At 69.3% G+C, this 21,792-nt stretch carries 21 protein-coding genes; 13 read left to right on the top strand and 8 right to left on the bottom strand.

The annotated features are described in order from the left end of the window. Window positions 1-85: 85 nt before the first annotated feature. The 5 genes from ASG48_RS07400 to ASG48_RS07380 all read left to right on the top strand — a co-directional run bounded on the left by ASG48_RS07400 (window position 86) and on the right by ASG48_RS07380 (window position 5,022). Complete coding sequence (locus ASG48_RS07400; protein ID WP_055847363.1) at window positions 86-367, top strand: acyl carrier protein; 282 nt, start codon at window positions 86-88, stop codon at window positions 365-367. 119 nt (window positions 368-486) lie between these two features. Continuing rightward, window positions 487-1,692: a beta-ketoacyl-ACP synthase gene (locus ASG48_RS07395; RefSeq protein ID WP_055847360.1), complete on the top strand. Its 1,206-nt coding sequence runs from the start codon at window positions 487-489 to the stop codon at window positions 1,690-1,692. Between the two features lie 54 nt (window positions 1,693-1,746). After that, window positions 1,747-3,030 (top strand): beta-ketoacyl-ACP synthase, encoded by a 1,284-nt coding sequence (locus ASG48_RS07390; RefSeq protein ID WP_055847356.1) that lies wholly within the window; start codon window positions 1,747-1,749, stop codon window positions 3,028-3,030. Window positions 3,031-3,061: 31 nt separating this feature from the next. After that, a complete protein-coding gene (locus ASG48_RS07385) occupies window positions 3,062-4,108 on the top strand; it encodes a zinc-binding dehydrogenase (RefSeq protein WP_055847354.1) in 1,047 nt (348 codons plus the stop codon). Then, window positions 4,105-5,022 (top strand): lipid A biosynthesis lauroyl acyltransferase, encoded by a 918-nt coding sequence (locus ASG48_RS07380; RefSeq protein ID WP_055847351.1) that lies wholly within the window; start codon window positions 4,105-4,107, stop codon window positions 5,020-5,022. Before ASG48_RS07385 ends, ASG48_RS07380 begins: the two co-directional genes overlap by 4 nt. An 18-nt stretch (window positions 5,023-5,040) precedes the next feature. Here the strand turns inward: ASG48_RS07380 and ASG48_RS07375 are convergent, their stop codons facing one another. After that, window positions 5,041-5,457, bottom strand: a complete 417-nt coding sequence (locus ASG48_RS07375) for a L,D-transpeptidase (RefSeq protein WP_244486830.1) — start codon at window positions 5,455-5,457, stop codon at window positions 5,041-5,043. 295 nt (window positions 5,458-5,752) lie between these two features. Here ASG48_RS07375 and ASG48_RS07370 point away from each other — a divergent pair, with 295 nt between their 5' ends. Next, window positions 5,753-7,738: a bifunctional diguanylate cyclase/phosphodiesterase gene (locus ASG48_RS07370; protein ID WP_082529302.1), complete on the top strand. Its 1,986-nt coding sequence runs from the start codon at window positions 5,753-5,755 to the stop codon at window positions 7,736-7,738. 193 nt (window positions 7,739-7,931) lie between these two features. Then, window positions 7,932-8,270 (top strand): response regulator, encoded by a 339-nt coding sequence (locus ASG48_RS07365; RefSeq protein ID WP_156381493.1) that lies wholly within the window; start codon window positions 7,932-7,934, stop codon window positions 8,268-8,270. A gap of 200 nt (window positions 8,271-8,470) precedes the next feature. Here ASG48_RS07365 and ASG48_RS07360 read toward each other — a convergent pair whose 3' ends face one another. The 3 genes from ASG48_RS07360 to ASG48_RS07350 form a co-directional block, all read right to left on the bottom strand. Continuing rightward, entirely contained in the window at window positions 8,471-8,662 is a 192-nt protein-coding gene (locus tag ASG48_RS07360) for a hypothetical protein (RefSeq protein ID WP_156381492.1), read from the bottom strand. A gap of 116 nt (window positions 8,663-8,778) precedes the next feature. Further along, on the bottom strand, window positions 8,779-9,363 hold the full coding sequence (locus ASG48_RS07355; RefSeq protein ID WP_055847338.1) for a HupE/UreJ family protein: 585 nt from the start codon (window positions 9,361-9,363) through the stop codon (window positions 8,779-8,781). 236 nt (window positions 9,364-9,599) lie between these two features. Then, window positions 9,600-10,568 (bottom strand): hypothetical protein, encoded by a 969-nt coding sequence (locus tag ASG48_RS07350; protein WP_055847335.1) that lies wholly within the window; start codon window positions 10,566-10,568, stop codon window positions 9,600-9,602. 186 nt (window positions 10,569-10,754) lie between these two features. Between ASG48_RS07350 and ASG48_RS07345 the strand changes: the two genes are divergently transcribed. Continuing rightward, window positions 10,755-11,429 (top strand): response regulator transcription factor, encoded by a 675-nt coding sequence (locus tag ASG48_RS07345; protein ID WP_055847332.1) that lies wholly within the window; start codon window positions 10,755-10,757, stop codon window positions 11,427-11,429. Continuing rightward, a complete protein-coding gene (locus tag ASG48_RS07340; protein WP_055847329.1) occupies window positions 11,426-12,898 on the top strand; it encodes a HAMP domain-containing sensor histidine kinase in 1,473 nt (490 codons plus the stop codon). The genes ASG48_RS07345 and ASG48_RS07340 overlap by 4 nt, the downstream gene beginning before the upstream one ends. 18 nt (window positions 12,899-12,916) lie before the next feature. On the opposite strand, the gene ASG48_RS07335 is transcribed toward ASG48_RS07340, so the two are convergent. Together ASG48_RS07335 and ASG48_RS18535 are read right to left on the bottom strand one after the other, a co-directional pair. Further along, window positions 12,917-14,470: an adenylate/guanylate cyclase domain-containing protein gene (locus tag ASG48_RS07335; protein WP_055847326.1), complete on the bottom strand. Its 1,554-nt coding sequence runs from the start codon at window positions 14,468-14,470 to the stop codon at window positions 12,917-12,919. 190 nt (window positions 14,471-14,660) lie between these two features. Continuing rightward, a complete protein-coding gene (locus ASG48_RS18535; protein WP_200939572.1) occupies window positions 14,661-14,807 on the bottom strand; it encodes a hypothetical protein in 147 nt (48 codons plus the stop codon). 314 nt (window positions 14,808-15,121) lie between these two features. Here ASG48_RS18535 and ASG48_RS07330 point away from each other — a divergent pair, with 314 nt between their 5' ends. The 3 genes from ASG48_RS07330 to ASG48_RS07320 all read left to right on the top strand — a co-directional run bounded on the left by ASG48_RS07330 (window position 15,122) and on the right by ASG48_RS07320 (window position 16,837). Next, window positions 15,122-15,757, top strand: a complete 636-nt coding sequence (locus ASG48_RS07330) for an exopolysaccharide biosynthesis protein (RefSeq protein ID WP_055847318.1) — start codon at window positions 15,122-15,124, stop codon at window positions 15,755-15,757. Window positions 15,758-15,888: 131 nt separating this feature from the next. Continuing rightward, a complete protein-coding gene (locus ASG48_RS07325) occupies window positions 15,889-16,254 on the top strand; it encodes a hypothetical protein (protein ID WP_082529300.1) in 366 nt (121 codons plus the stop codon). 127 nt (window positions 16,255-16,381) lie between these two features. Continuing rightward, window positions 16,382-16,837, top strand: coding sequence for a DUF6481 family protein (locus tag ASG48_RS07320; RefSeq protein WP_156381491.1), 456 nt, complete (start codon window positions 16,382-16,384; stop codon window positions 16,835-16,837). Between the two features lie 286 nt (window positions 16,838-17,123). Here the strand turns inward: ASG48_RS07320 and dhaL are convergent, their stop codons facing one another. Both dhaL and ASG48_RS17855 read right to left on the bottom strand, forming a co-directional pair. Continuing rightward, window positions 17,124-17,732: a dihydroxyacetone kinase subunit DhaL gene (dhaL, locus tag ASG48_RS07315; RefSeq protein ID WP_055847312.1), complete on the bottom strand. Its 609-nt coding sequence runs from the start codon at window positions 17,730-17,732 to the stop codon at window positions 17,124-17,126. 139 nt (window positions 17,733-17,871) lie between these two features. Continuing rightward, window positions 17,872-19,878: a bifunctional sugar-binding transcriptional regulator/dihydroxyacetone kinase subunit DhaK gene (locus ASG48_RS17855; RefSeq protein ID WP_244486806.1), complete on the bottom strand. Its 2,007-nt coding sequence runs from the start codon at window positions 19,876-19,878 to the stop codon at window positions 17,872-17,874. Between the two features lie 416 nt (window positions 19,879-20,294). Between ASG48_RS17855 and ASG48_RS07305 the strand changes: the two genes are divergently transcribed. Continuing rightward, entirely contained in the window at window positions 20,295-21,689 is a 1,395-nt protein-coding gene (locus ASG48_RS07305; RefSeq protein WP_244486801.1) for an extracellular solute-binding protein, read from the top strand. The last annotated feature ends 103 nt before the right edge of the window (window positions 21,690-21,792 follow it).

Raw genomic sequence — 21,792 nt, 5'->3', positions numbered from 1 at the left:
CAGCGCCGCTTTGCATCTCGCGACGGATTTTCTATAGCTTCGCGCCCGGAACCCGTCACGCGACGCTCACCTTAAGGATCGACCATTGTCTTCAACCTTCGACCGGGTCGCGGACATCATCTCCGAGACCTCCGAGATCGACCGCGACAAGATCACGCCCGAGAGCCACACGATCGACGATCTGGGCATCGATTCCCTCGACTTCCTCGACATCGTCTTCGCGATCGACAAGGAATTCGGCATCAAGATCCCGCTCGAGACCTGGACGCAGCGCGTCAACGACGGCGAGGCCTCGACGGAAGAGTATTTCGTCATGAAGAACCTCGTCGCCAAGATCGACGAGCTGCGCGCCGCCAAGACGGCCTGACGCGCCTGTCGCGGCGCCTTGCGCCGCGAGGAGAAGGGGCCGGGGCGTTCCCCCGCCCGGCCTGAAAACGACGCTCCGGCCATCGAACCCGGGCCGAGCGAGCCGCTGGAAGAGTGACGATGAGCCAGAAGTCCAGAGACGTCCTCGTGACCGGCATCGGACTTCTGACCTCGCTCGGCGAGGGAATCGAGACCCATCTCGATCTCCTGACGCGCGAGGTCGCGCCCCAGCCCAAGATCGACGCCGACAGCTACGCGCCGTATTTCGTCCATCCCCTGCCCCCGGTCGACTGGTCCAACCAGATCCCGAAGAAGGGCGACCAGCGGCAGATGGAGACCTGGCAGAAGCTCGGCAGCTATGCCGCGGGCCTGGCGCTCGCCGATGCCGGCATCCCCGCCGACGAGGCGATGCGCGCCACGATCGACCTCATCGTGTCGGCCGGCGGCGGCGAGCGGGACTTCGCGGTGGACGCCCTGGTGCTGGAGCGCCTGCGCGGCTCGAACGCGCCCGGCCCCGTGCTCAACGCGACCCTCTCGAGCGAGCTTCGCCCGACGCTCTTCCTCGCCCAGCTCTCCAATCTCCTCGCCGGCAACATCTCCATCGTCCACAAGGTGACGGGCTCCTCGCGCACCTTCATGGGCGAGGAGGCCTCGGGCATCTCGGCGGTCTCCTCGGCGCTGGCGCGCATCTCGTCGGGCCAGAGCGAGATCTGCCTCGTCGGCAGCGCCTTCTCGGCCGAGCGCAAGGACCTCCTCCTCAATTTCGAGCTGGCCGGCCTCCTTCTGCGCGAGGAATGGTGGCCCGTCTCCTCGCGCATCGCCCCGCATGACGGCCTCGCCATCGGCAGCGTCGGCGCCTTCCTCGTCCTGGAATCGGCCGAGCACGCGCAGAGCCGGTCCGCGCCCGCCTATGCCCGCATGGTCTCGGCCGCCGGCGACCGGGGTCCGCGCGAGGGCGAGCGCGCCGTCTCCCGCCTCGCCGACCTGCTGCCGGAGGATTCGGAGGCGCAGACGCTCGTCCTGTCCGGTGCGACCGGCATCGAGGCGCTGTCGCGCATCGAGCGCGAGGCGATCGGCCAGCGCCTGCCGCAGGCGGCCGTGCGGCATTACGGGACGGTGCTGGGCCATTCCTTCGAGGCGCAGTTCCCGGCCGGCATCGCGCTGGCCGCCGGCCTCCTGGCGCGCGGCCGGGCTCCCGCGCCCTTCGACGTCGGCGAGGAGCGCCGCATGGGCGCCGCCCCGCGCCGCGCCGTCGTCACCTGCGTCGGCCATCTCCACGCGGAGGGCGCCTGCGTCCTCGAAGCGGTGGAGGGGCGCCGTGCGTGAGGTTGCAATCGCCGCCGCAACGTCCGACCTGTGGCCGACGGCAGGAGACCTGACATGAGCGCCACGACCGACTTCAAGGGCCGCCCCCTCATCGCCATCACCGGCATCGGCATCGTCTCCTCGCTCGGCGCCGGGGTCGAGGCGAACTGGGAGGCCCTGACCGCCGGGCGCTCGGGCATCCACCGCATCGAGCGCTTCTCGACCGAGGGCCTGCGCACGACGATCGCCGGCACGGTCGACTTCATGGATCTCGACCCGCTGACCTCGACCGGCCTCTCCTACGCCATGGCCGAGGCGGCCGGCGCCGAGGCCGTGCGCATGGCCGGCCTCTCCGACCGCGACTTCGGCGGCCCGCTCTTCCTCGCCGCCCCGCCGGTCGAGATGGAATGGGTGCACCGCATGGCGCTCGACGCCATGGATGGCGCGACGATCGAGGAAGCCGGCTACGACCGCCTCCTGCAGATCGCGCGCGAGCGGCCCGATCCGTCGATCTACCACCTCACCCAGTGCAGCCGCATCTCGGAGCTCCTCGCCGACCGGCTCGGCACGCGCGGCCTGCCGATCACGCTCTCCACGGCCTGCGCCTCCGGCGCCACCGCCATCCAGCTCGGCGTCGAGGCGATCCGGCGCGGCGAGACGACGCGCGCCATCGCGGTCGGCACGGACGGGTCGATCACGCCCGAATCCGTCATCCGCTTCTCGCTCCTCTCCGCCCTCTCCACGAACAACGCCGTGCCCGAGCGCGCCTCGCGCCCCTTCTCCAAGGACCGCGACGGCTTCGTCATGGCCGAGGGCGCCGGGGCGCTCGTCCTGGAATCGCTGGAATCGGCGCGGGCCCGCGGGGCGAAGGTCCTCGCCATCCTCAAGGGCTGCGGCGAGCGCGCCGACGACTTCCACCGCACGCGCTCCAAGCCGGACGGCTCGCCGATCATCGCCACGATCCGCGCCGGCCTCGCCGATGCCGGGCTCGAGCCGTCCGACGTCGACTATATCAACGCCCACGGCACCTCGACGCCGGAGAACGACCGCATGGAGGCCAACGGCCTCGGCGCCGTCTTCGGCGAGGCTCTCGCCACGACGCCGATCTCCTCGAACAAGTCGATGATCGGCCACACGCTGACCGCCGCCGGCGCCATCGAGGCCGCCTTCTGCGTCCTGACGCTCCAGCGCGGCGTGCTGCCGCCGACGATCAACTACGAGGTGCCGGACCCGGCCATCGCCCTCGACCTCGTGCCGAACGTCGCCCGCCCGGCGGAGGTCTCGACCATCCTGTCGAACTCCTTCGGCTTCGGCGGCCAGAATGCCAGCCTCGTCATCGCCCGCGAACCCGGCGCCTGACCGGCGCCCCGCCAAGGATAAGACCCAGAGAATGCGCGCCCTGCAGCTCGTCGCCGACCGGCAATTGCGTACCGTCGAGCTCGACCCGCCCCCGGCCCCCGGCCCCGGCGAGGCGCAGCTCGCCATCCAGGTCGTGGCCCTGAACCATATCGACGTCTGGGGCTGGCGCGGCATGGCCTTCGCCAAGCGCAAGATGCCGCTCGTCATCGGGGCGGAAGCCTCCGGCATCGTCCTCGCCATCGGCGCGGGCGTCTCGAACGTCCTGCCGGGCCAGCTCGTCTCGATCTACGGCGCGCGCATCTGCGGCCTCTGCCACCAGTGCCGGGCCGGGCGCGACAATCTGTGCGAGCACGTCTCGGGCGTCCACGGCTTCCATCTCGACGGCTTCGCGCAGGAGCGCATGAACATTCCCGCGCGCCAGCTCGTGCCCGCCCCGCCCGGCTGCGACGCGGTGGGCGCGGCGCTCGCCCCCGTCACCTTCGGCACGGTCGAGCACATGCTCTTCGACAATGCCAGGCTCCAGCCGGGCGAGACGATCCTCGTCCATGCCGGCGGCTCGGGCATCGGCACGGCGGCGATCCAGCTCGCCAAGAAGCACGGCGCCACCGTCATCACCACGGTCGGCTCTGACGCCAAGATCGAGCCGGCCAGGGCGCTCGGCGCCGATCACGTCATCAACTACCGCTCGGACCGCTTCGAGGGCGTGGTGCGCAAGCTGACGAAGAAGAAGGGCGTCGACGTCGTCTTCGAGCATGTCGGCGCCGACACCTGGGCCGGCTCCATGCTGTGCATGAAGCGCGGCGGGCGGCTGGTCACCTGCGGCTCGACCTCCGGCGTCTCCACGCAGATCAACCTGATGCAGCTCTTCCAGCAGCAGCTGAAGCTCTTCGGCTCCTTCGGATGCCGGATGGAGAACATGGCCGACGCCATGGAAAAGATGGGCCGCGGCCTCGTCTCGCCCGTCGTCGACACGTGCATCGGCTTCGACGGGATCGACGCCGCGCTGTCGCGGATGGAAGGGCGCGACGTGTTCGGCAAGATCGTGCTCGACGTGGCGAGCGACAGCCCGGCCCGATGAACCCGACCGCCACGCGGCTTTATTTCCGCACCAAGCGGGTGGTGGACTATGTCGTCGCGCAGGTCCTCTTCGCCCTGCTCCGCCTCCTGAAGCGCCTGCCGGCCGAGACGGGCCTTGCGATCGCCGATCGCACGGCGCGCCTCCTCGGACCGCTCACCCCGCGCCATCGCCTCGCCAAGGAGAACCTGCGCCGAGCCTTTCCCGAGCGCGACGAGGCCTTCGTGGATCGCACCGCGCGCGCCAACTGGGGCCATATGGGACGGCTGGCGGCCGAGTTCGTCTATCTCGACGACCTCTTCGACTTCGATCCCGAGCGGCCCGGCGAGGGGCGGATCGAAGTGGACGGGATCGAGACCTTCCTCGAACTGCGCGAGCGGAAAGGCCCGTTCGTCTTCTTCACCGGCCATCTCGGCTGCTTCGAACTGCTGCCGATCGGGGCGGCCGCCTACGGGCTGGAATTCACCGCCCTCTTCCGTCAGCCGAACAACAAATACGTCGCCAAGGAAGTGCAGTCCGCCCGGCGCACGGCCGGCGGTCATCTCGTGCCCTCCAAGGCGGGCGCGGCCTGGGCTCTCGCCGGCATCCTGCAGCGCGGCGGCTCGGTCGGCATGCTGGTCGACCAGAAGTTCAAGCGCGGCGTGGAGACCACCTTCTTCGGCCGGGCCTGCCGCACCAACCCGCTTCTGCCCAAGCTCGCCCGCCAATACGACTGCGAGGTCTACCCCGCCCGCTGCGTGCGCCTGCCCGGCAACCGCTACCGGCTGGAACTCAAGCCGCGCCTCGACCTGCCGCGCGACGAGACCGGCGAGATCGACGTCGCGGCGACCTGCCAGCTTCTGAACGACGTCGTCGAGGGCTGGGTCAGGACGGATCCCGAACAGTGGATGTGGTTCCACCGCCGCTGGAAGACCTGACGCCAAGCATCGGGATTTTCAGCGCTGGATGACGATTCGCGTATTGGCGCGCCCGGCATCTTTCACCAGCGCGTAGAAGACGCGCGCGTTCGAGGTCCGAAGGCGCACGCAACCGTGGGACGCGGGCCGCCCGAGACTGCGCACGGCGCCGGTGCCGTGGACCGCGTAACCGCCGGAATAGAAGACGGCATAGGGCATCGGCGACAGGTCGTACTTGCGCGAGTACCACATGCGGTGGAGCCGCTTCGGCGTCCAGCTCCCCGTGGGCGTCCGATAGCCCGCGCGCGCCGTGGAGACGGGCCAGCGATGGAGAACGGTCCCGTCGCGCGAGACGGTCATGGTCTGCGCCGACAGATCGACTCGCGCCACCACGCCGGCATCGGCCTCGGAAAGCCCGACCAGCAGACCGAGGGCGAGAACGGCCGAAAACAGCATCTGAACCATCGAGCCCGCCCCTGTCGCGCCCCCTGCAGGCGGACGATCAGAGTAGGAACGCCTCCGCGCCCGGTCAATCGGCGGCGCGCGGTTCGAGCCCCGGTCGATCTGTCGCAGCCCGGGCGCCCGGCCCGTCGGACATGGCCGCCGGTCGCGCGACGGGGGGCCGCCGCCCGACACACGCTGCGTGAGAGGCGAGATCCCGACCCTAACCCTAAAGACGTGTTTACTAACCCTGCCAGAGTTTTTTTACTTCTGCGGCCTAGGGTTAGACCGAGGGATGGTGTTTCGGCGAATGGTTCTGATCTTCATACGGCGGTACTGGATTACGATCATCGGCGCCGCCGCGATCGCGGGCTTCGTCGGGGCGAGCGTGCTCTGGCTGGCCGGATGGACCGTGGATTCCCTCGTCGAAATCAGCGCCAAGTCGCGCGGCGCCAATTTCGCCGCGGCGCTGGAACAGCGCGGCGGCGACGTGGAAGCCTTCATGACCGGCCTGTCGCGCGATCCCGATTTCGAATCGGACATGCGCCGCATCGCCAATATGTCGGGCATCGAGAGCTTCTCGGTCTTCGACGTCGCCGGCACCGATATCTTCAGCACGCGCTCCGACCGCTATTCCTGGCTCCTGCGCGACCGACCGGGCGGCATGCGCCTCGGCGACCGGCTGACCGCTTCCGTCATGGACCGGCCGGGTCGCTGGGAACTCGTCACGGACGACGGCACCGGCAACCCGTCCGTCGTGGTGCCGCTCGAGCGCGGCGAGAAACGCATCGGCTACGTCTCCGTCGTCTCCGACATCGAGGCGGACCGCGCCAGCTACCGCGAGGCGCTGACGCAGGCCTCCGTCATCCTTCTCGGCGTCCTGACCCTCGCCTGCGGCGTGCCGCTCCTGATCTTCCTGCAGCGCCGCCACAAGATCGACGAGGCGGATGCCCGCATCGAGTTCCTGGCCACCAAGGACACGCTGACCCATCTCCTGAACCGCGGGAAGATGCAGGAGGAGACCGACCGCATCCTCTCCACGGTTCGCGCGACGCGCGAGCCCATGGCCTACTTCTATCTCGACCTCAATCGTCTCGGCGAGATCAACGACGCCTGCGGCCAGGCCGCCGGCGACGAGGTGCTGCGAATCGTGGCCGGGCGCGTGGCGGGCTGCGTGGGCCGCGGCGACCTTGTGGCGCGAATCGGACCGGACGACTTCGCGATCCTGAAGCGAAACACCCAGTCCGCCGAACAGCTGGCCGCCTTTGCCCGTCTCCTCAAAAAGACCGTCTGCCAGCCGGTCGTCCTGCGCGAGCGGACCGTGATGCCGTCCATCTCGCTCGGCTGCGCGACCGTGAGCAGCGAGGCACGCACCCATTCCGAACTCGTCAAGCGCGCCGAACTCGCGCATTTCCACCACAAGACGCGCAGCGACGAGGATTTCGTCCTCTTCGAGGCGTCGATGGACGAGGAGATGCATCGCCAGCGCGCGATCGAGGCGATGGTGAAGGACGCGATCGACAAGGACGGGTTCGAGCTCTTCTACCAGCCGATCGTCTGCGGCGCGACCGCCCGCCTCCTCGGCTTCGAGGCGCTGATCCGCCTGAAGGACGGCGCCGGCGGCCACGTCTCGCCGGCGGTCTTCATCCCGATCGCCGAGCGTCGCGGCCTCATCAAGACCATCGGCACCTGGGTCATCGAGGAAGCCACGCGCCAGATCTCGCTCTGGCCCGAGCACCTTTTCGTCGCGGTCAACCTCAGCGCCGTCCAGTTCCGCGACCGCGACCTCGTCGGCATCGTGCGGGGCGCGCTGGAGAAGAACGGCCTGACCGGTAACCGCCTCGAGGTCGAGATCGTCGAATCGCTCGTCCTCGACCGGAACGACGCGATCCTCGACCAGCTGAGCGGGTTGCGCAGCCTCGGCGTCTCCATCGACATGGACGACTTCGGAACCGGCTATTCCTCGCTCGGCTATCTCTGGCGCTTCCAGTTCGACAAGCTGAAGATCGACCAGTCCTTCATGATGGCGCTCGAATCGGGCGAAGCGAACGTGCCGCAGATCGTCTCGACGATCGTCTCGCTCGCGCACGGCATGAAGATGAAGGTGACGGCGGAAGGCGTGGAGACGCAGAAACAGGCGGACTTCCTGCGCCAGATCGGCTGCGACCAGATCCAGGGCTTCCGCTTCGGCCGTCCCGGGCCGGCGGCCGTGGTGGAGGCGCAGTTCCTTCGCCCGACCGAGGCGCACGCCTTTCTGCGCCAGCCGCCGGAGACCGTGGCGCTTCTGGCGAGCTGAAGCCCGCGGTTTCAGGACAATTCGGCGATTTCGGGGCGGCCGAGCCGGACCGCCTCTTTCGCCTGTTTTCTCCGCGAACCCTTAAGTTCATGGCTTAACAAGAGGTTACCGCCGCGACTTTGCAGAAAATCTTCGCCACCCACGCAACCGTGAGGGATGTGCCGCATTCAGAGAGGGAATGAAGGGCACCGCCATGAAGATTCTGATCCTCGAAGACGAACCCATCATCGCGATCGATCTCGAAGAGATCGTGCTGAGCAATGTCCGCGCCGATGTCGTGATCGCGGCGACGATCGGCGAGGCCTATCGTTGTCTGTCGCTCGGGATAGACTTCGCGTTGCTGGACATACGCCTGGGCGAAGGACGACGGACCTCCCTGCCGGTCGCCGAGCGGCTCCGCGACGCACGCATTCCCTTCGCTTTCATTTCGGGAAGTCTCGAGCTGCTACCGGAGGACTTCCGCGACGTCCCGAAGCTTGCCAAGCCGTTCACGCCCCACGATGTCGCGAGAGTGCTGCCGGTCGCGGCCTGATCGTCATCCGTCGCGAAAGGCGCTGTGGATACCACGCGGAAACCCGCGGGACTGCTGTGCCGCGGGCCGATCATCGGTCGAAGGGAAAGACGGCACCGCCCTGTAGGAACGCGAGACCTTTGCCGGTCGGCGCGGTGCCGTCGAGGACAGGATTAGTCGGCAACGGTTACCATCGCGTTACGACCGGCCGCATGAAGCGGTCAGGCCGCCCTGCCGAAGGCCTCGTCACAGGCATGGGCGAGGATGTCGAGATCGACCGGCGCGCGGCGAACGAGAACCGCTTCCGCGGTCCTGCGATCGAACCCGCCCGCCTTCAAGACGCGAATTGCCTCCGCGATGCAATCGTAGTCGTCGAAACGGTCGGGCAGGCGATCCGAAATGAGAGGCGGCATGGCGGGAAGCTCGTTGACGGTCCGGATGCGCCGCCGGCGCGAATCACGCGGCACACGCATCCGGATTCGTTAGCAGGCAACTGAGACGGCGCCGTGACATGGCCTCGGGGCCTTGCTCAGCCGACCATCAGCGCGACGCCCGTGAGCGCGGTGCCGGCGCCGACCAGGCGGGGCAGGAGCGTGCCCGAACGGGCGGCGACCGCGTTGCCGGCGAGAAGGCCGGCGCCGTGGAGGCCGAGCGTGGCGAGGACGAAGCCCGCGCCATAGGCCAGGGCGCTGGCCGAGCCCATCTCGCCGCCATGAGCAAAGCCGTGGAACAGCCCGAAGGCGCCGACGATGCCGGCCGAAAGAGCGAGCGGCAGACGGGCCGTCGCGGCCAGCATCAGGCCGATCACGACCAGCGAGGCGAGGATCGCAGGCTCCACCAGCGGCAGCGAGACACCGGCGAGCGCCATGCCGAAGCCGGCGACCATGGCCCCGACAAAGGCGCCCGGCACGGCGAGACGTGCCCGCCCGCCGAGGACGGATGCGAAGACGCCGACCGCCACCATCGCCACGAGATGGTCGACGCCCGATACGGGATGGCCGAGGCCGGCAAGGAAGGAGCCGTGACCCTCCGGCCCTGCATGGGCGAAGGCGGGCGCGACGGAAGCCGCTCCGAAGGCGAGGACGGTGCCGGCGGCGGTGACGAAACGGTTCATGCGCAAGGTCCCTCTCTGGGTCGACTGGACGCCCGTTTTGCGGTCGCGTCCCGGATGACGACGCGCGGCGTCGTGGATCGACCTTACGCTGCCGGTCGCCGCGGGGCAAAGCCGCATCGTGCAACGCAGGACGCGTCGACGCCGCCGGGCATGGGCCCGGCGGCGCGCAAGGGTCGTCCTTCGGGACGGAACCGAGCGTCCGGGCCGCGGAGGTCCGGCGCAGGCGCCTGCCGGCGTCAGTCGTCGAAGCGCTCCTTCTTCAGCGTTCCGTCGAAGTTCAGCTCCAGTTCGACCGCCTTGCCGTCCTTCGTCCTGGCGGCGACCTCCACATGGCGGGGGCCCGTGTCGTAATCGCCGTCATAGGTGTAGCCGAGGCGCTCCACCGCCGCCTTGGCCGCCGCCTCGTCCAGCGGTGCTCGATAGGGCTCGCGCTCGCGCACGGCATTGTCGGATCCGACCTTCACGAGCCACACCGTGCCGGCGGCGTCGGTCGCCTTGAAGCTTGCATCCTTCTTCTTCCGATCGACGAGCGAGACGTCGCGGTAGCCGGTCGAAGTCAGCGCCGCGGTGGCCTTGTCGGTGTCGACGCCGCCGCGCCAGAAGGCCCAGCCGTCCTCCTCGCCCTCGCCACGCTCGGCGCGCGGTCCGTCCTCGCGGGGGCCGTGGCGCTTGCCGTCCGGCCCGTGTCGCGGTCCGCCGCGCGGGCCCTCGTCGGCGAAGCGCTCCGCACCCTCGTCGCCGCGCCTGGGTGCGCGCAGCGTCACGCGCTCGCCGCCCTCCTTCGTCAGCGCCCGTGCCTGGAGCGCACCGCCGGCGAAACGGCCTTCGACGGTGACGCGGTCGCCGACCGCGACATCGGTGCGCGCGGCGCCCTCGCGGCCCGTCTCGACCAGCGCCCGCCCGCTGTCGTCCTCGACGACGAAACGGTCGCCGAAGATCTCGACCACGCGGCCGGAGATCGAGATCGAGCCCATGTCGGCGAGGTCGCCGATCCGGCGCGGCTCGGCGGCCGGGCCCCTCTGCGGCTGCGCGGCGGGCAGGGCCGGCGGCACGGCGCCTGGAGCGACGGCCTGCGGCGCGGGCACCGTCGCGGTCTGCGCGCTGGCCGCGAAAGTGCCGAGCATCAGCGGCGCGGCGAAGAGGCCGGCGAGCAGCGCGGCGCGGCGGCGGGTGGCGGTCGTCCTGGTGGTCGGGCGGTTCGTCATCGGAAGGTCCTTGTCCTCGATTGCGATGACGCGCTTCTAGCGGGGCCGCCGGAACCCGATCTGAACCGGGCGGTTCAGCTTCGGTTCAGCCGTCCGCCCTACCCCGGACGGACAGTCCCTCCCGCGCGTGTCCGCTCTGGAGCACGGGGCGGCGCGGCGAGATTTCTGAAAACGGAGCAGACCGACATGCGGGTTCTCCTCGTCGAGGACGACGCGGCCCTCGCCGCCGAGATCGCCGCCGCCCTGCGCGCGGAGAACTTCGCCGTCGATCACACCGCCGACGGCGAGGACGGCGCCCATCTCGGCGAGACCGAGGCCTATGACGCCGCCGTTCTCGATCTCGGCCTGCCGAAGCTGGACGGCATCTCCGTCCTCAGGCATTGGCGCGCCGCCGGGCGCCCCCTGCCGGTCCTCATCCTCACCGCCCGGGACGGCTGGAGCGACAAGGTCCAGGGCTTCAAGGCAGGCGCCGACGACTATCTCGTCAAACCCTTCCGCATCGAGGAACTGGTGATGCGCCTGCGCGCGCTCGTGCGCCGGTCGCGTGGCCACGCCGATTCGCGCATTGCCTGCGGCGCCCTGGTCTTCGACGCGCAGCTCGGCACGTTCGAGCGCGATGGTCTGCCCTTGAAGCTGACGGCCCTCGAATGGCGCGTCCTCTCCTGCCTGATGCTGCGCAAGGAGGTGATCGTGCCGCGCCTGGATTTGATGGAGCGGGTCTACGAGGGGGACGCGGAGGTCGATTCCAACTCCATCGAGGTCATCATCGCCCGGCTGCGTCGCAAGATCGGCCATTCCGCCATCGAGACCTCGCGCGGCCTCGGCTACCGGCTCACCGCGGGCGCGGACGGTGCCGGATGAGCCGGCCTGCGCTTCTGTCGCGCCTCACCGGCACGCTTCGGGCGCGCCTTCTGCTGGCCGCCGCCGGACTGATCGTGGCGGCGGTGATCCTTGCCGGTCTCGTGATCGCGCAGGTCCTCTCCGCCTTCGTGGAGCGGCAGGTCGTCGGCCGGCTCGATCTCCAGATCGCCGCCATCGCCGCCGCGCTGCAGGACGGAGATCTGGAGGATCGCGAGCCCCGCCGCGACGGGCGGGACCGGCGGGAGGATCGCGACGGGCCGAGGGAGGCCGGGCGGCGCGGCCACCCGGGCGCGCCCGACCTGCGGCTCGGGCGAGACGTGGACGGGCCGCCCTTCGACCGGCGCGGCTCCGGCTGGTTCTGGCAGGTCGTGGCGCTCGACGGAGGCGAGGCGCCGCTGACCTCGCGCTCGCTCGGCCGCGACAGGCTCGACCTCGACGTTTTCTCCGGGCGCGCGCGCAACGGGCCCGATCCTGTCGAGGCGCGCGGACCGGACGGAGCGGCCCTGATCGCCCGCGTCGCCGAGGCACGCATCGACGGCGATCGTCTGCGCATCGTGGCGACGGCCCCGCGCTCCGCCCTGACCGACCCGCTGCGGGAGGCCGTGCTGACGGTGGCGGGCGCCCTCGCCCTTCTCGGCGCCCTGCTCGTCGCCGCGATGGCCGTGCAGGTGCGCTACGGGCTCGCGCCGCTCGGCGCCCTGGCGAAGGACCTCAAGGCCGTGCGCGACGGCAGGGCCGACGCCATTCCCGCCGAGCAGCCCGGCGAGCTGCGCCCGCTCGTCGCCGAGCTGAACGCGCTCATCGAACAGGACGCGGCCAATCTGCGCCAGGCGCGCCTCCACGTCGCCAATCTTGCCCATGGGCTGAAGACGCCGCTGGCGACCCTCTCGGCCGCCATCGAGCGCAGCCCGGACCTGTCCGACCGCGCGGCCCTTCTCGGCCTGTCCCAGCTGATGGACCGGCGCATCCGCCACCATCTGCGGCGCGCCCGGGCGGCCGCCCTCGGCGGTCCTCTGCGCCACCGCACCGTCCTGCGCCCGCATGTCGAGGATCTCGCCGCCGCGCTCGCGCGCCTTCACGCCGGCCGGGACCTTGCCATCGAAGCCGCCATTCCCAGCGATCTCGCCCTGTCGGTCGAGGCGGAGGATCTCGACGAGATGCTCGGCAATCTCCTCGACAATGCCTGCCGCCATGCGCGCCGGCAGGTGCGCGTGACGGCCGCCCGCATCGACCGCCAGGCCCGCATCGCCGTCCTCGACGACGGGCCGGGCCTGACGGCGGAGGAGATCGTCGCCGTCCTCCAGCCCGGGCGCCGGCTCGACGAGAGCGCGCCCGGCCACGGCTTCGGCCTGCCCATCGCCGCCGAACTCGCGGAACTCTACGGCGGCACGCTCACGCTGGAAGGGCGCAGCGAAGGGGGCCTCGCCGCCCTCCTCGTCCTGCCGCTCGGCCCGGGCCCGGCCGACTGACCGTTTTTCGGGCGGCGATCAGGACGGAAGCGGCCGCCTCGCCTTGAGCGCGCTCATCGCCTCGGCGAGGATCGCCTCCAGCCGCGCGCTCTCGCGCTCGTCCACCCTGTCGAGATCGAGGAAGATGCGCGCACCCTCGTGCACCTCGTTGATGATCGAGGCGCCGGCGGCCCGTTCGTCGAGAATGCCCTCGACCGCATAGGGAATGACCTGCCGGCTGATTCCCTTGAGCGAGATCGGCGGCAGCGCCCGCGCGTCGATGCCGTCCTCCACGAGCGCGAAGGTCTCGTAGCTCATGACGATGCCGCCGGGCTCGGCGATCTGCTCCAGCCGCGCCGCGAGGTTCGCCTCGGCGCCGATGATCGTATAGTCCATGCGGTCCGCGCTGCCGAAATTCCCGACATTGCAATAGCCCGTGTTGATGCCCATCCGCGCCTGGAACGGCTTCTCGATGCCGCGGCGGCGCCATTCGGCGTTCAGTTCCACCATCCGCCGCTGCATGGCGATCGCCATGTCGACGCAGGCCTTCGCATCCTCCTTGGCGCCGCGCGTCTCCGGATCGCCGAAGAAGGCGAGGATCGCGTCGCCGATGAACTTGTCGACCGTCGCCCCGTATTGCGAGGCGATGGTGGACATCTCGGTGAAGTATTCGTTCAGGAGCTGCGTCAGTTCCTCGGGCTGGAGCCGTTCGGACGTGACGGTAAAATCCTTGATGTCGGAGAAGAAGATCGTCAGCTTCTTGCGCTCGGTCGAGATGACCACGTCGCGCTCGCCGCTGAAGATCGAGCGATAGACCTGGGGTGAGAGATATTTCGAGATCTTCATCGAGATGGACGCGAGGAAACCGTTGGTCTCCTCCAGGTCGCGGTTCATGCGCCGCATCTCGCGCGCCTGGCGCCACTGGATGGCGACGAAGACGAAGCCGAAGAGCCCGGCGCCGGTGAAATAGGCGAAGAGATACTTGAAGGAGAGGAGATTGGCGGCGATCGGCTGGGCGATCGAAATCTCCTGGATGCCGCGCACGTCGCCGACCTTCCAGTCCGTCTTCGGGCTTTCCGGATGGGCGTTGTGGCAGGCGACGCAGGCCGGGCCCATGAGGACGGGCGCGGCGAGCCGGATGCGGCGGTCGAAGATCGAGCCGGACACTTCGGAAATCGGCGGCTTGGGGCCGGCTTCGTTGCGGAACGTGGCGAGCGCCCGGCGCTCGAATCCATCGAGCTCGTGCGGCATGCGGCTCTTGAAGACGAGGTCGGAGACGAAGCGATAGCCGATGTCGTGGCCCTTGCCGATCACCTCGCCGAGTTCGAGCGACAGCGTGGCCGGAATGGGAATGGCGCCGGCAATGTCGCGATAGTTGTGGACCGCGAGCGTGCGCCCCTCGCTTGCGACGACGCGGCCGACGACATTCTGCGCGTAGTAGCCGCGGATGTCGGTGATCATGGCGTTCAGGCTGGAGGCCTGCGAGGAGAGCGTCGTGTCGGAGAGATGGCGCAGATCCAGCCAGACGGCCACCGGCAACAGAACCAGCGCCATCACGACGGCCGCCACGACCGCAAGCGGCCGCTTCATCATGCCTGCGATGAACGATCCCACGCGCCCCGCTCCCGATCGATGCCCGGCGGGAACTTACGCCGAAATCGTCGTCCTGTCAGACCGGCAGACGGGACTTGCGAACGCGTCGGATGAAAATCCGGCCCCCGGACACGCGACGACCGCCGCCCCGGGAGGGACGGCGGTCGCGCGATACAGGATCGGGGAAGGCTTAGCGGGCGACGTCGCGCACGGCGCCTTCGGTGGCGTCGACCGTGTTGCCGACGTCGCGGCCCACGCCGCGCACCGTGTTGGCGCAGGCACCGAGCGCCAGGGCGCCGACGAGAAGGCTGGAAATCAGAATGCTACGCTTGGCCATGATCGTCGGCTCCCGCAAGTTGAATGTGGCCGGACAACGATCTCCCCGGCGTCCGGTTCCCGCGATCGCGGGCATGGAGGAGCGTGACCTCCGGGTGATGCCCGAATGCCACAGCGCCGCCGGGGTCCCGCATCGCTTCGCGAGGCCCATTGTGACGGACCGGACACATGGCTGACATTCGCCCGTCCTAAAGCTGCATGCAGCCGCTGTGGCGGGCTTGCGCCCGGCCGTTCACCGGCCTTCAACCTGTGCCCGTCACCGTACCGCGCGAGGGCCCGCTCGCCCGCCGCCCAGCAGTCCCGAAGGAAATCCCCGTGTCCCCGGACGAAACGGTCCCTGTCCGCCGACGATCGAACGGCCCGCGCCAGCGTCGCATCTCCGCGATCCTGCGCGGTTTCACCCACAAGGGCCAGGCCCATCCCACGATCGACGATCTCAGCCGCGCCTTCGACACGCGTGCCTTCGGGGCCTTCTTCATCCTCTTCGGCGGCATCAACCTCGTGCCGCTGCCGCCGGGCGGCTCCTTCCTCTTCGGCGTACCCCTCCTGCTCTTCACCATCCAGCTGGCCATCGGCCGCCATCGCCTCTGGCTGCCCGGCCGCGTGCGCCGCGCCCGGATCAGCCCGGAGATCCTGGCGACGGTGATGGGCAAGATCGGCCCGCATCTGCGCAAGGTCGAGCGGCTGGCGCGCCACCGCTACTGGCCGCAGCCGGAAAAGGCGGTCCTGTGCGCCGTCGGCTGGTTCGCCTTCCTGATGGCGGTGCTCGTCGCCATTCCGATGCCGCTCACCAACATGATCCCCGGCGTTTCCATCGCCCTGTCCGGCATCGCCATCAGCGCGCGCGACGGGCTCTGGCTCGTCGCCTCCGTCGTGGTGGGCCTCGGCTCGATGGTGCTTCTCGCGGGCGTCTACGGGGCGGCGCTCGCCGCGCTCCTGCATTTCCTGTGACGGCGGAACGCCTGGAAGCGCTTCACCGTTCGGCGATTTCCTTCGCAGTCGCGAGATAAACGCGGTAGGATGCGTCCTTGGCGGCCAGTCGCGCGTTTCGCCAGCGGACGATCCTCTTTCGGAGCCCCTCGATGACCCGCCGGTCCAACACGCCCTTCGCCTCTGGCGCTCCCAAGAGCATCGCCGCGATGACCACGCTGATGACGATGTCGCCCTTCATCATCGGCACGCGCATGATGCAGTTCTGGATGACCGCGGCTTCGCCCTCCGCCGAGGACAAGGCCGAAGCCGCCCTCATGGTCACCGAGAAGATGCAGGCGGCCGGCGAATCGGTGATGGCCATGAACGCGGCGGCCGCGCGCATCGCCGGCGAGGCGACGCTGGCTGCGGTGACGGGGCGTCATGCCGGCGGCAACCATGCGGACGACATCCTCTCGGCGGGCCTCAAGCCCTACACCAAGCGCGTGCGCGCCAACCGGCGGCGTCTGTCCAAGTAACGCCAGCCCCCGCCGGAACGCATGGCTGAAGAGCGGCGTTATCCCTGAGGCCGGGCATGTGTTGCGCCGCGTGCCAAAGAAGCCTATCCAACCCAAGTCCACACATGAGCCGGCGAGACAACGAACTGTGCAGGTTCCGCACGGCGCCGCTCCGACGATAACTGGTGAAATGTTGAAGCCCAAGGATATCGATTTCGTCGAACGCCGTTCCGCGGCGAAAGATGCCAAGCTCGCTCTTCTGGAGCGCGCCAAGGCACGGCTGAACAGCCCGGAAGCCGAGCAGGCCCGCCTCGAGCGGATCGCGCTGGCCGAGGCGCGCGAGGCTCGCGAAGCGCAGAAGAAGATCGAAGCCGAGGAGCGTGCCAAGGCCGAGGCCCAGCGCAAGGCGGAGGAGATCGTCCGCCGCAAGCAGGAAGAAGAGGCCCGGATCGCCGCCGAAGCCGCCCGCAAGGCCGCCGAGGAAGCCGAGAAGGAAGCCGCTCGCCAGGCCCAGCGCGACGCCCGCAAGTCGGACCGCACGAAGCTCATGAAGGAGCAGATGGCGGCCCTCGAAGCGGCCATGCGCGGCGGCGGCAAGTCCTGATCGCCTGACGGTTCCGGCCGACGCCTCCGCGCTCGGCCGGACATGACGAACGAAGGCACCCGGGTTCGATCGAGAACCGTCCGGGTGCCTTGTCGTGTCTGCAACTCAACTATGTTGCCGGGTTCGCTCGTCCAGCCATCGACGGACCTGTGGCTGCGTCACCTCGGCCGTCGGGTGCGGCGTCGGAACGTTGCGAGGGCGCTAAACTTTTCCATGCCGCCCCCCGCCCTTTTCGACCGGAGCCGCCGTCCGGCCGACGCGAATGCCGGCCGGGGCCTTTCCCGCCTCAGTCCTTGAACTCCTCGGCGATCACCTGGAGGATCATCGCGGCGGAGGCGGCGCCGGGGTCCATGTGGCCGAGCGCCCGCTCGCCGAGGCGCGAGGCGCGGCCCTTGGAGGCGAGCATCGCCTTGGTCGAGTCCGCGCCTTCCTTCGCCGCCGCCGCCGCCGCCGCAAGGCAGGCGCCGAGCGGCTCGCCGGCCGCGCGCGCCGCTTCCGCCGCCTCGGCGCCCGGTAGCCAGGCGTCCACCATCGTCTTCTCGCCGCGCGTCGCCTTGCCCCGCTCCTGGATGCCGCGCGACAGCGCCGCGACGACGTCCACCATCGCGTCCCGGTCGAGGCTCGCCTTGCCCTTGGCCGCCGCGCCCGCGCGCATGAAGGCCGTGGCGTAGAGCGGACCGGACGAGGCGCCGACGGCGTTGAGGAAGGACTTGGCGGCCGCGTTGAAGACGGCCGTCGGCTCCGCGCTCGACGCGTCCAGCTGGGACAGCGCCTCGGTGACGGCCGAGAAGCCGATGCCCATCGTGACGCCATGATCGGCATCGCCGATGACGCCGTCGAGTTCGCTCAGATGCCCCTTCTGCGTCTCGATCATCGCCGCGATCGCATCGAACATGGCGATGAGGTCCCTGCCTGTGATGTCGGCCAAGAATGTTCTCCCAAACTCTTCGAACGGGTGGAGAGGTGGAGCGACCGCGCTCCCCTCCGGACTATGAGGACGGCCGCGCCCGCGCGGGCGGCGGCCGGCCGGCGCGTCAGCCGGCGCGGAACATCGCGCAGTCGCAAGGGTGGTCGAGCAGCGGCGTCAGCTCGTCGTCGAGATGGATCAACGTCACCGACATGCCGGCCATCTCGAGCGAGGTGCAATAGGCTCCCACCCAGGTCGCGTGCACCTCGATGCCGCGCTTCTCCAGGCGCTGGCGCACGCGCCGGTTCACGACATAGAGTTCCATGAGGGGCGTCGAGCCGAGCGAGTTGACGAGGACGGCGACCCGACCGCCCTTCTCCGTCTGCAATTCGTCGAAGATACGGTCGAGCATGGCGTCCGTCACCTCGTCGGCGCTCTTCAGCGGCTCGCGCAGGATGCCGGGCTCGCCATGGATGCCCATGCCGATCTCCATCTCCCCCTCGCCGATCTCGAAATTGTGCCGCAGCGTCTGCGGCAGCGAGCAGGGCGAGAGCGCGACGCCGACGGTGAAGGTGCGCTCGTTGGCCTTGCGCGCCAGCCGCTCCACCTCCTCGATCGGCAGCATCCTGTCGGCGGCGGCGCCCGCGATCTTGAAGATGAAGAAGTTGCCGGCCACGCCCCGGCGCCGGTCGCGCTGGTCGCGCGGGGCGGAGGCGACGTCGTCGGTGGTCACCACCGTGCGCACCTCGATGTCCTCCATCGCCGCCATCTCGGCCGCCATGTCGAAATTCATCACGTCGCCGGCATAGTTCCCGTAGAGATAGACGACGCCCGCGCCGCCGTTCACGGCCTTGGTGCATTCGAGGATCGGGTCCGGCGGCGGCGAGGCGAAGACGTTGCCGACCGCGCAGCCATCCGCGATGCCCCGGCCGACGAAGCCGAGGAAGGACGGCTCGTGGCCCGAGCCGCCGCCGATGACGATGCCGACCTTGCCCTCGCGCGGGCCGTCGACCGCCACCAGCGAGCGCGGGCTGCCCTCCAGCTGGCGCACGTGGTTCGGGTGCGCCTTGACGATGCCCTCCAGCATCTCCTCGATGATCGTCTTCGGGTCGTTGATGAGCTTCTTGGTCTTCACGAACGTGCCTCCCTGCACCTGTAGCTTCCGGGTTCCCCGCAGCTGGCCGAGCGCCTCCGGCACGCCTTCGGCCTGCAGGATGCCATGCCCCGTCACGGCATCTGTGATGAGAATGTTGGCGTAGCGCCCGCGCAGCACCGAGAGGATGGCCGGCACCTTGTCCGTGCCGCCCGCCACGGCCACGCGCGTGCGGATGCGAAGGATGTCCTCCAGCGTCAGCCCGATCGTGCGCTCGTCGAGCGCGCCGCGCACCGGGCGTCCGCGGTCGTCGATCAGACGCCCGGCGACGACCGCCGTCGCGCGGCTGGCGATCGGCTGGCCCATGTCCTCGGGCGTGATGAGCGCGCTCTCGTAGATCAGGCTGTCGGGCCGCGTCGAGCAGATGCCGAAGAGGATCTTGTCGACCCCGCGCGCCAGGGCGAACTGGTCGGCGACGATGCCCTCGCCCATCAGGATGTCGCGCACGGCGGGCGTCGAGACGATGGCGGGGGCGGTGATGTTGATGGAGCGGGCGTCGAAGGCCTGCGCGAGCCGCGAGACGCAGAGTTCGGGCGAGAAGTCGAAGGTCGCCGTCAGCCCGCCCGTCACCTGCACCACCGAGACGTCGCGCACGCGGATCGGCGCCATGGCGCGCGCCACCGCCATCACGGTCCGCCCCCAGGCGACGCCGACGCTGTCGCCGGGCTTCACGAGGCCGCGCAGCACCCGCGCGCCGGCGACGCCGAGCCGCTCGATCAGCGGCAGGGCGGGCTCGGCCGCCGGCACGACGATGCATTCGTCGAGCCGGAAATGGCGCTTCAGCGCCTGCGCGATGGAGAACTCGCCGAGCCGCGCCGGCTCCATCGTCAGGCTGACGATTCCCCGGCTGCGCGCCTCGGAGAGATAGTTGTTCACGGTGGCGCGCGAGACGCCCATGACGGCCGCGATGTCGTTCTGCGTCAGCCCGTCCTCGGCATAGAGCCAGCCGGCCCAGAGCAGCGGATCGTCCCGGAAATGCAAGGGGATGGCGTCGCTGGTCCGATCGGGCTCCGACGCCGGCGCCGCGTCCGCGCCTCGCCCCGCCGCCGGCGCGGCGAGGCGGGCGGAAGCGCTCGCGCCGCCCCCGGCCGGGGAAGAGCCACTGCTGCCGCGACGGGTCGGGGAACGATTGTTGCGAGCCATATTGACTTTTGTTGTAGCCGATTTGAATAATGTCGCCAATCAATATTCGCGGCTCGCAAAAACAGCAAATTCAACGCTGGATCGAGCGGGTTTCGCGAGCGAACGAACTTCGTCAAGAAGTCGGTTGGAAACGCCATCGATCGCGAACGCGTCGGGAGGGTCATATGAAGCATATCCCCACTGCAGGGCACGGCTTGATTTTGCCGCGTCGCACAATTCTGAAGGGCGCTGCAGCATTCGGCCTGTCGAGTGCTTTGAGCGCGCCGTTCATCAATCGGCTCGCGGCGCAGGAAGCGCATCCGCTCACGGGCCAGTCGATCGAGATGAACATCCTCGGCATCGCCGGCTGGGTGCCCTCCTCGCTCGGCGTGAAGATGTCGCCGCTCTTCGCCGATTTCGTGAAGGAAAAATACGGCTACAACGTCTCCTTCGCCTTCCAGGAGGCGCCCTTCTCCGACCTCTTCCAGAAGGCGGCGACCTCGCTCGTCACCAAGAGCCAGGAGTTCAACATCATCATCTCGGATTCGCAGTGGCTCGGCGCCCTCGCCCAGCCCGGCTGGATCCTGAAGCTGAACGACGTCATCGCCGCCAACAAGGGCCTGCAGGTCGACTGGTACTCCAAGACCGTCGTCGACACCTACATGACCTATCCCGACGGCAGCCAGGACATCTGGGGCCTGCCGCAGGAGGGCGACGTCGAGGCGCTCTTCGTGCGCAAGGACTGGCTGGAGGACCCGAAGGAGAACGAGGCCTTCACCGCCAAGTACGGCAGGCCGCTGCCCAAGAGCTTCGAGGATTTCGAAGCCCTGACCATGGACGAGTTCGAGAAGGTCGCCGAGTTCTTCACCCGGCCGGACGAGCAGCGCTGGGGCTTCGCCCAGCAGTACAGCCGCGTCTACGACTTCGCGACCTGCGCCTTCAACAACTTCCTGTGGAGCCGCGGCGGCGAGACCTGGGATCCGAAGACCGGCCAGATCGAGGGCATCCTCAACACGCCCGAGAACGCCGCTTCCCTGCAGGCCTACAAGGACTGGCTGAAATACTGCCCGCCGGGCGCCACCAATATCGGCATCGCCGAAGGCATCGACGTCTTCACCCAGGGCAAGGTCTTCTCCACCATCCAGTGGGCGGCCGTCGGCCCGGCGATGATCACGCCGGAACTGCAGGGCAAGGTCCTCGTCGTCCCGCCGCCCAAGCACGGCACCGGCGAGAGCGCCAAGCGCATCTATTCCATGGGAGGCCAGCCCTGGGTCATCAACGCCTTCAACGACGAGGCGAAGATGCGCGTGGCCATCGACTTCATGAACTGGTGGTACCAGCCGGACACGGCGCTCGAATTCGCCAAGCGCGGCGGCAATCCCGCCGACAAGGCGACCCTCTCGCGGCCCGACTTCGACGACATCAATCCCTGGAACCGCACCTACAAGTTCATGCTGGAGGACGGGCGCTCGCGCGACTTCTGGCACGACCCGAAATATTCCGAGATGCTCGCCGTGCAGCAGGAGGGCTATTCCTCCTTCGTCACCGGCCAGTCGACCGATCCGCAGGCGGTGCTCGACTACATCGCCTGCGCCCAGCAGCAGATCCTCTACGACAGCGGCACGGCCAAGACCGAGCCGTCCGACAAATGCGCGATGACCTCGCTCTGAGGCGCGGCTTCGCCGCCTGACGCGACGACGCGCCCGCTCCGGGCTTTCACGATCGGAGCGGGCGCGAAGCGCCCGGACCCGGCCTGCAGCGCAGACGAGCGCG

Origin of the sequence: Aurantimonas sp. Leaf443, assembly GCF_001425575.1 — a bacterium.
GTDB lineage: Bacteria > Pseudomonadota > Alphaproteobacteria > Rhizobiales > Rhizobiaceae > Leaf443.
The sequence above is the reverse complement of the archived record's forward strand: the minus strand, read 5'-3'. Positions and strand labels throughout refer to the sequence as shown.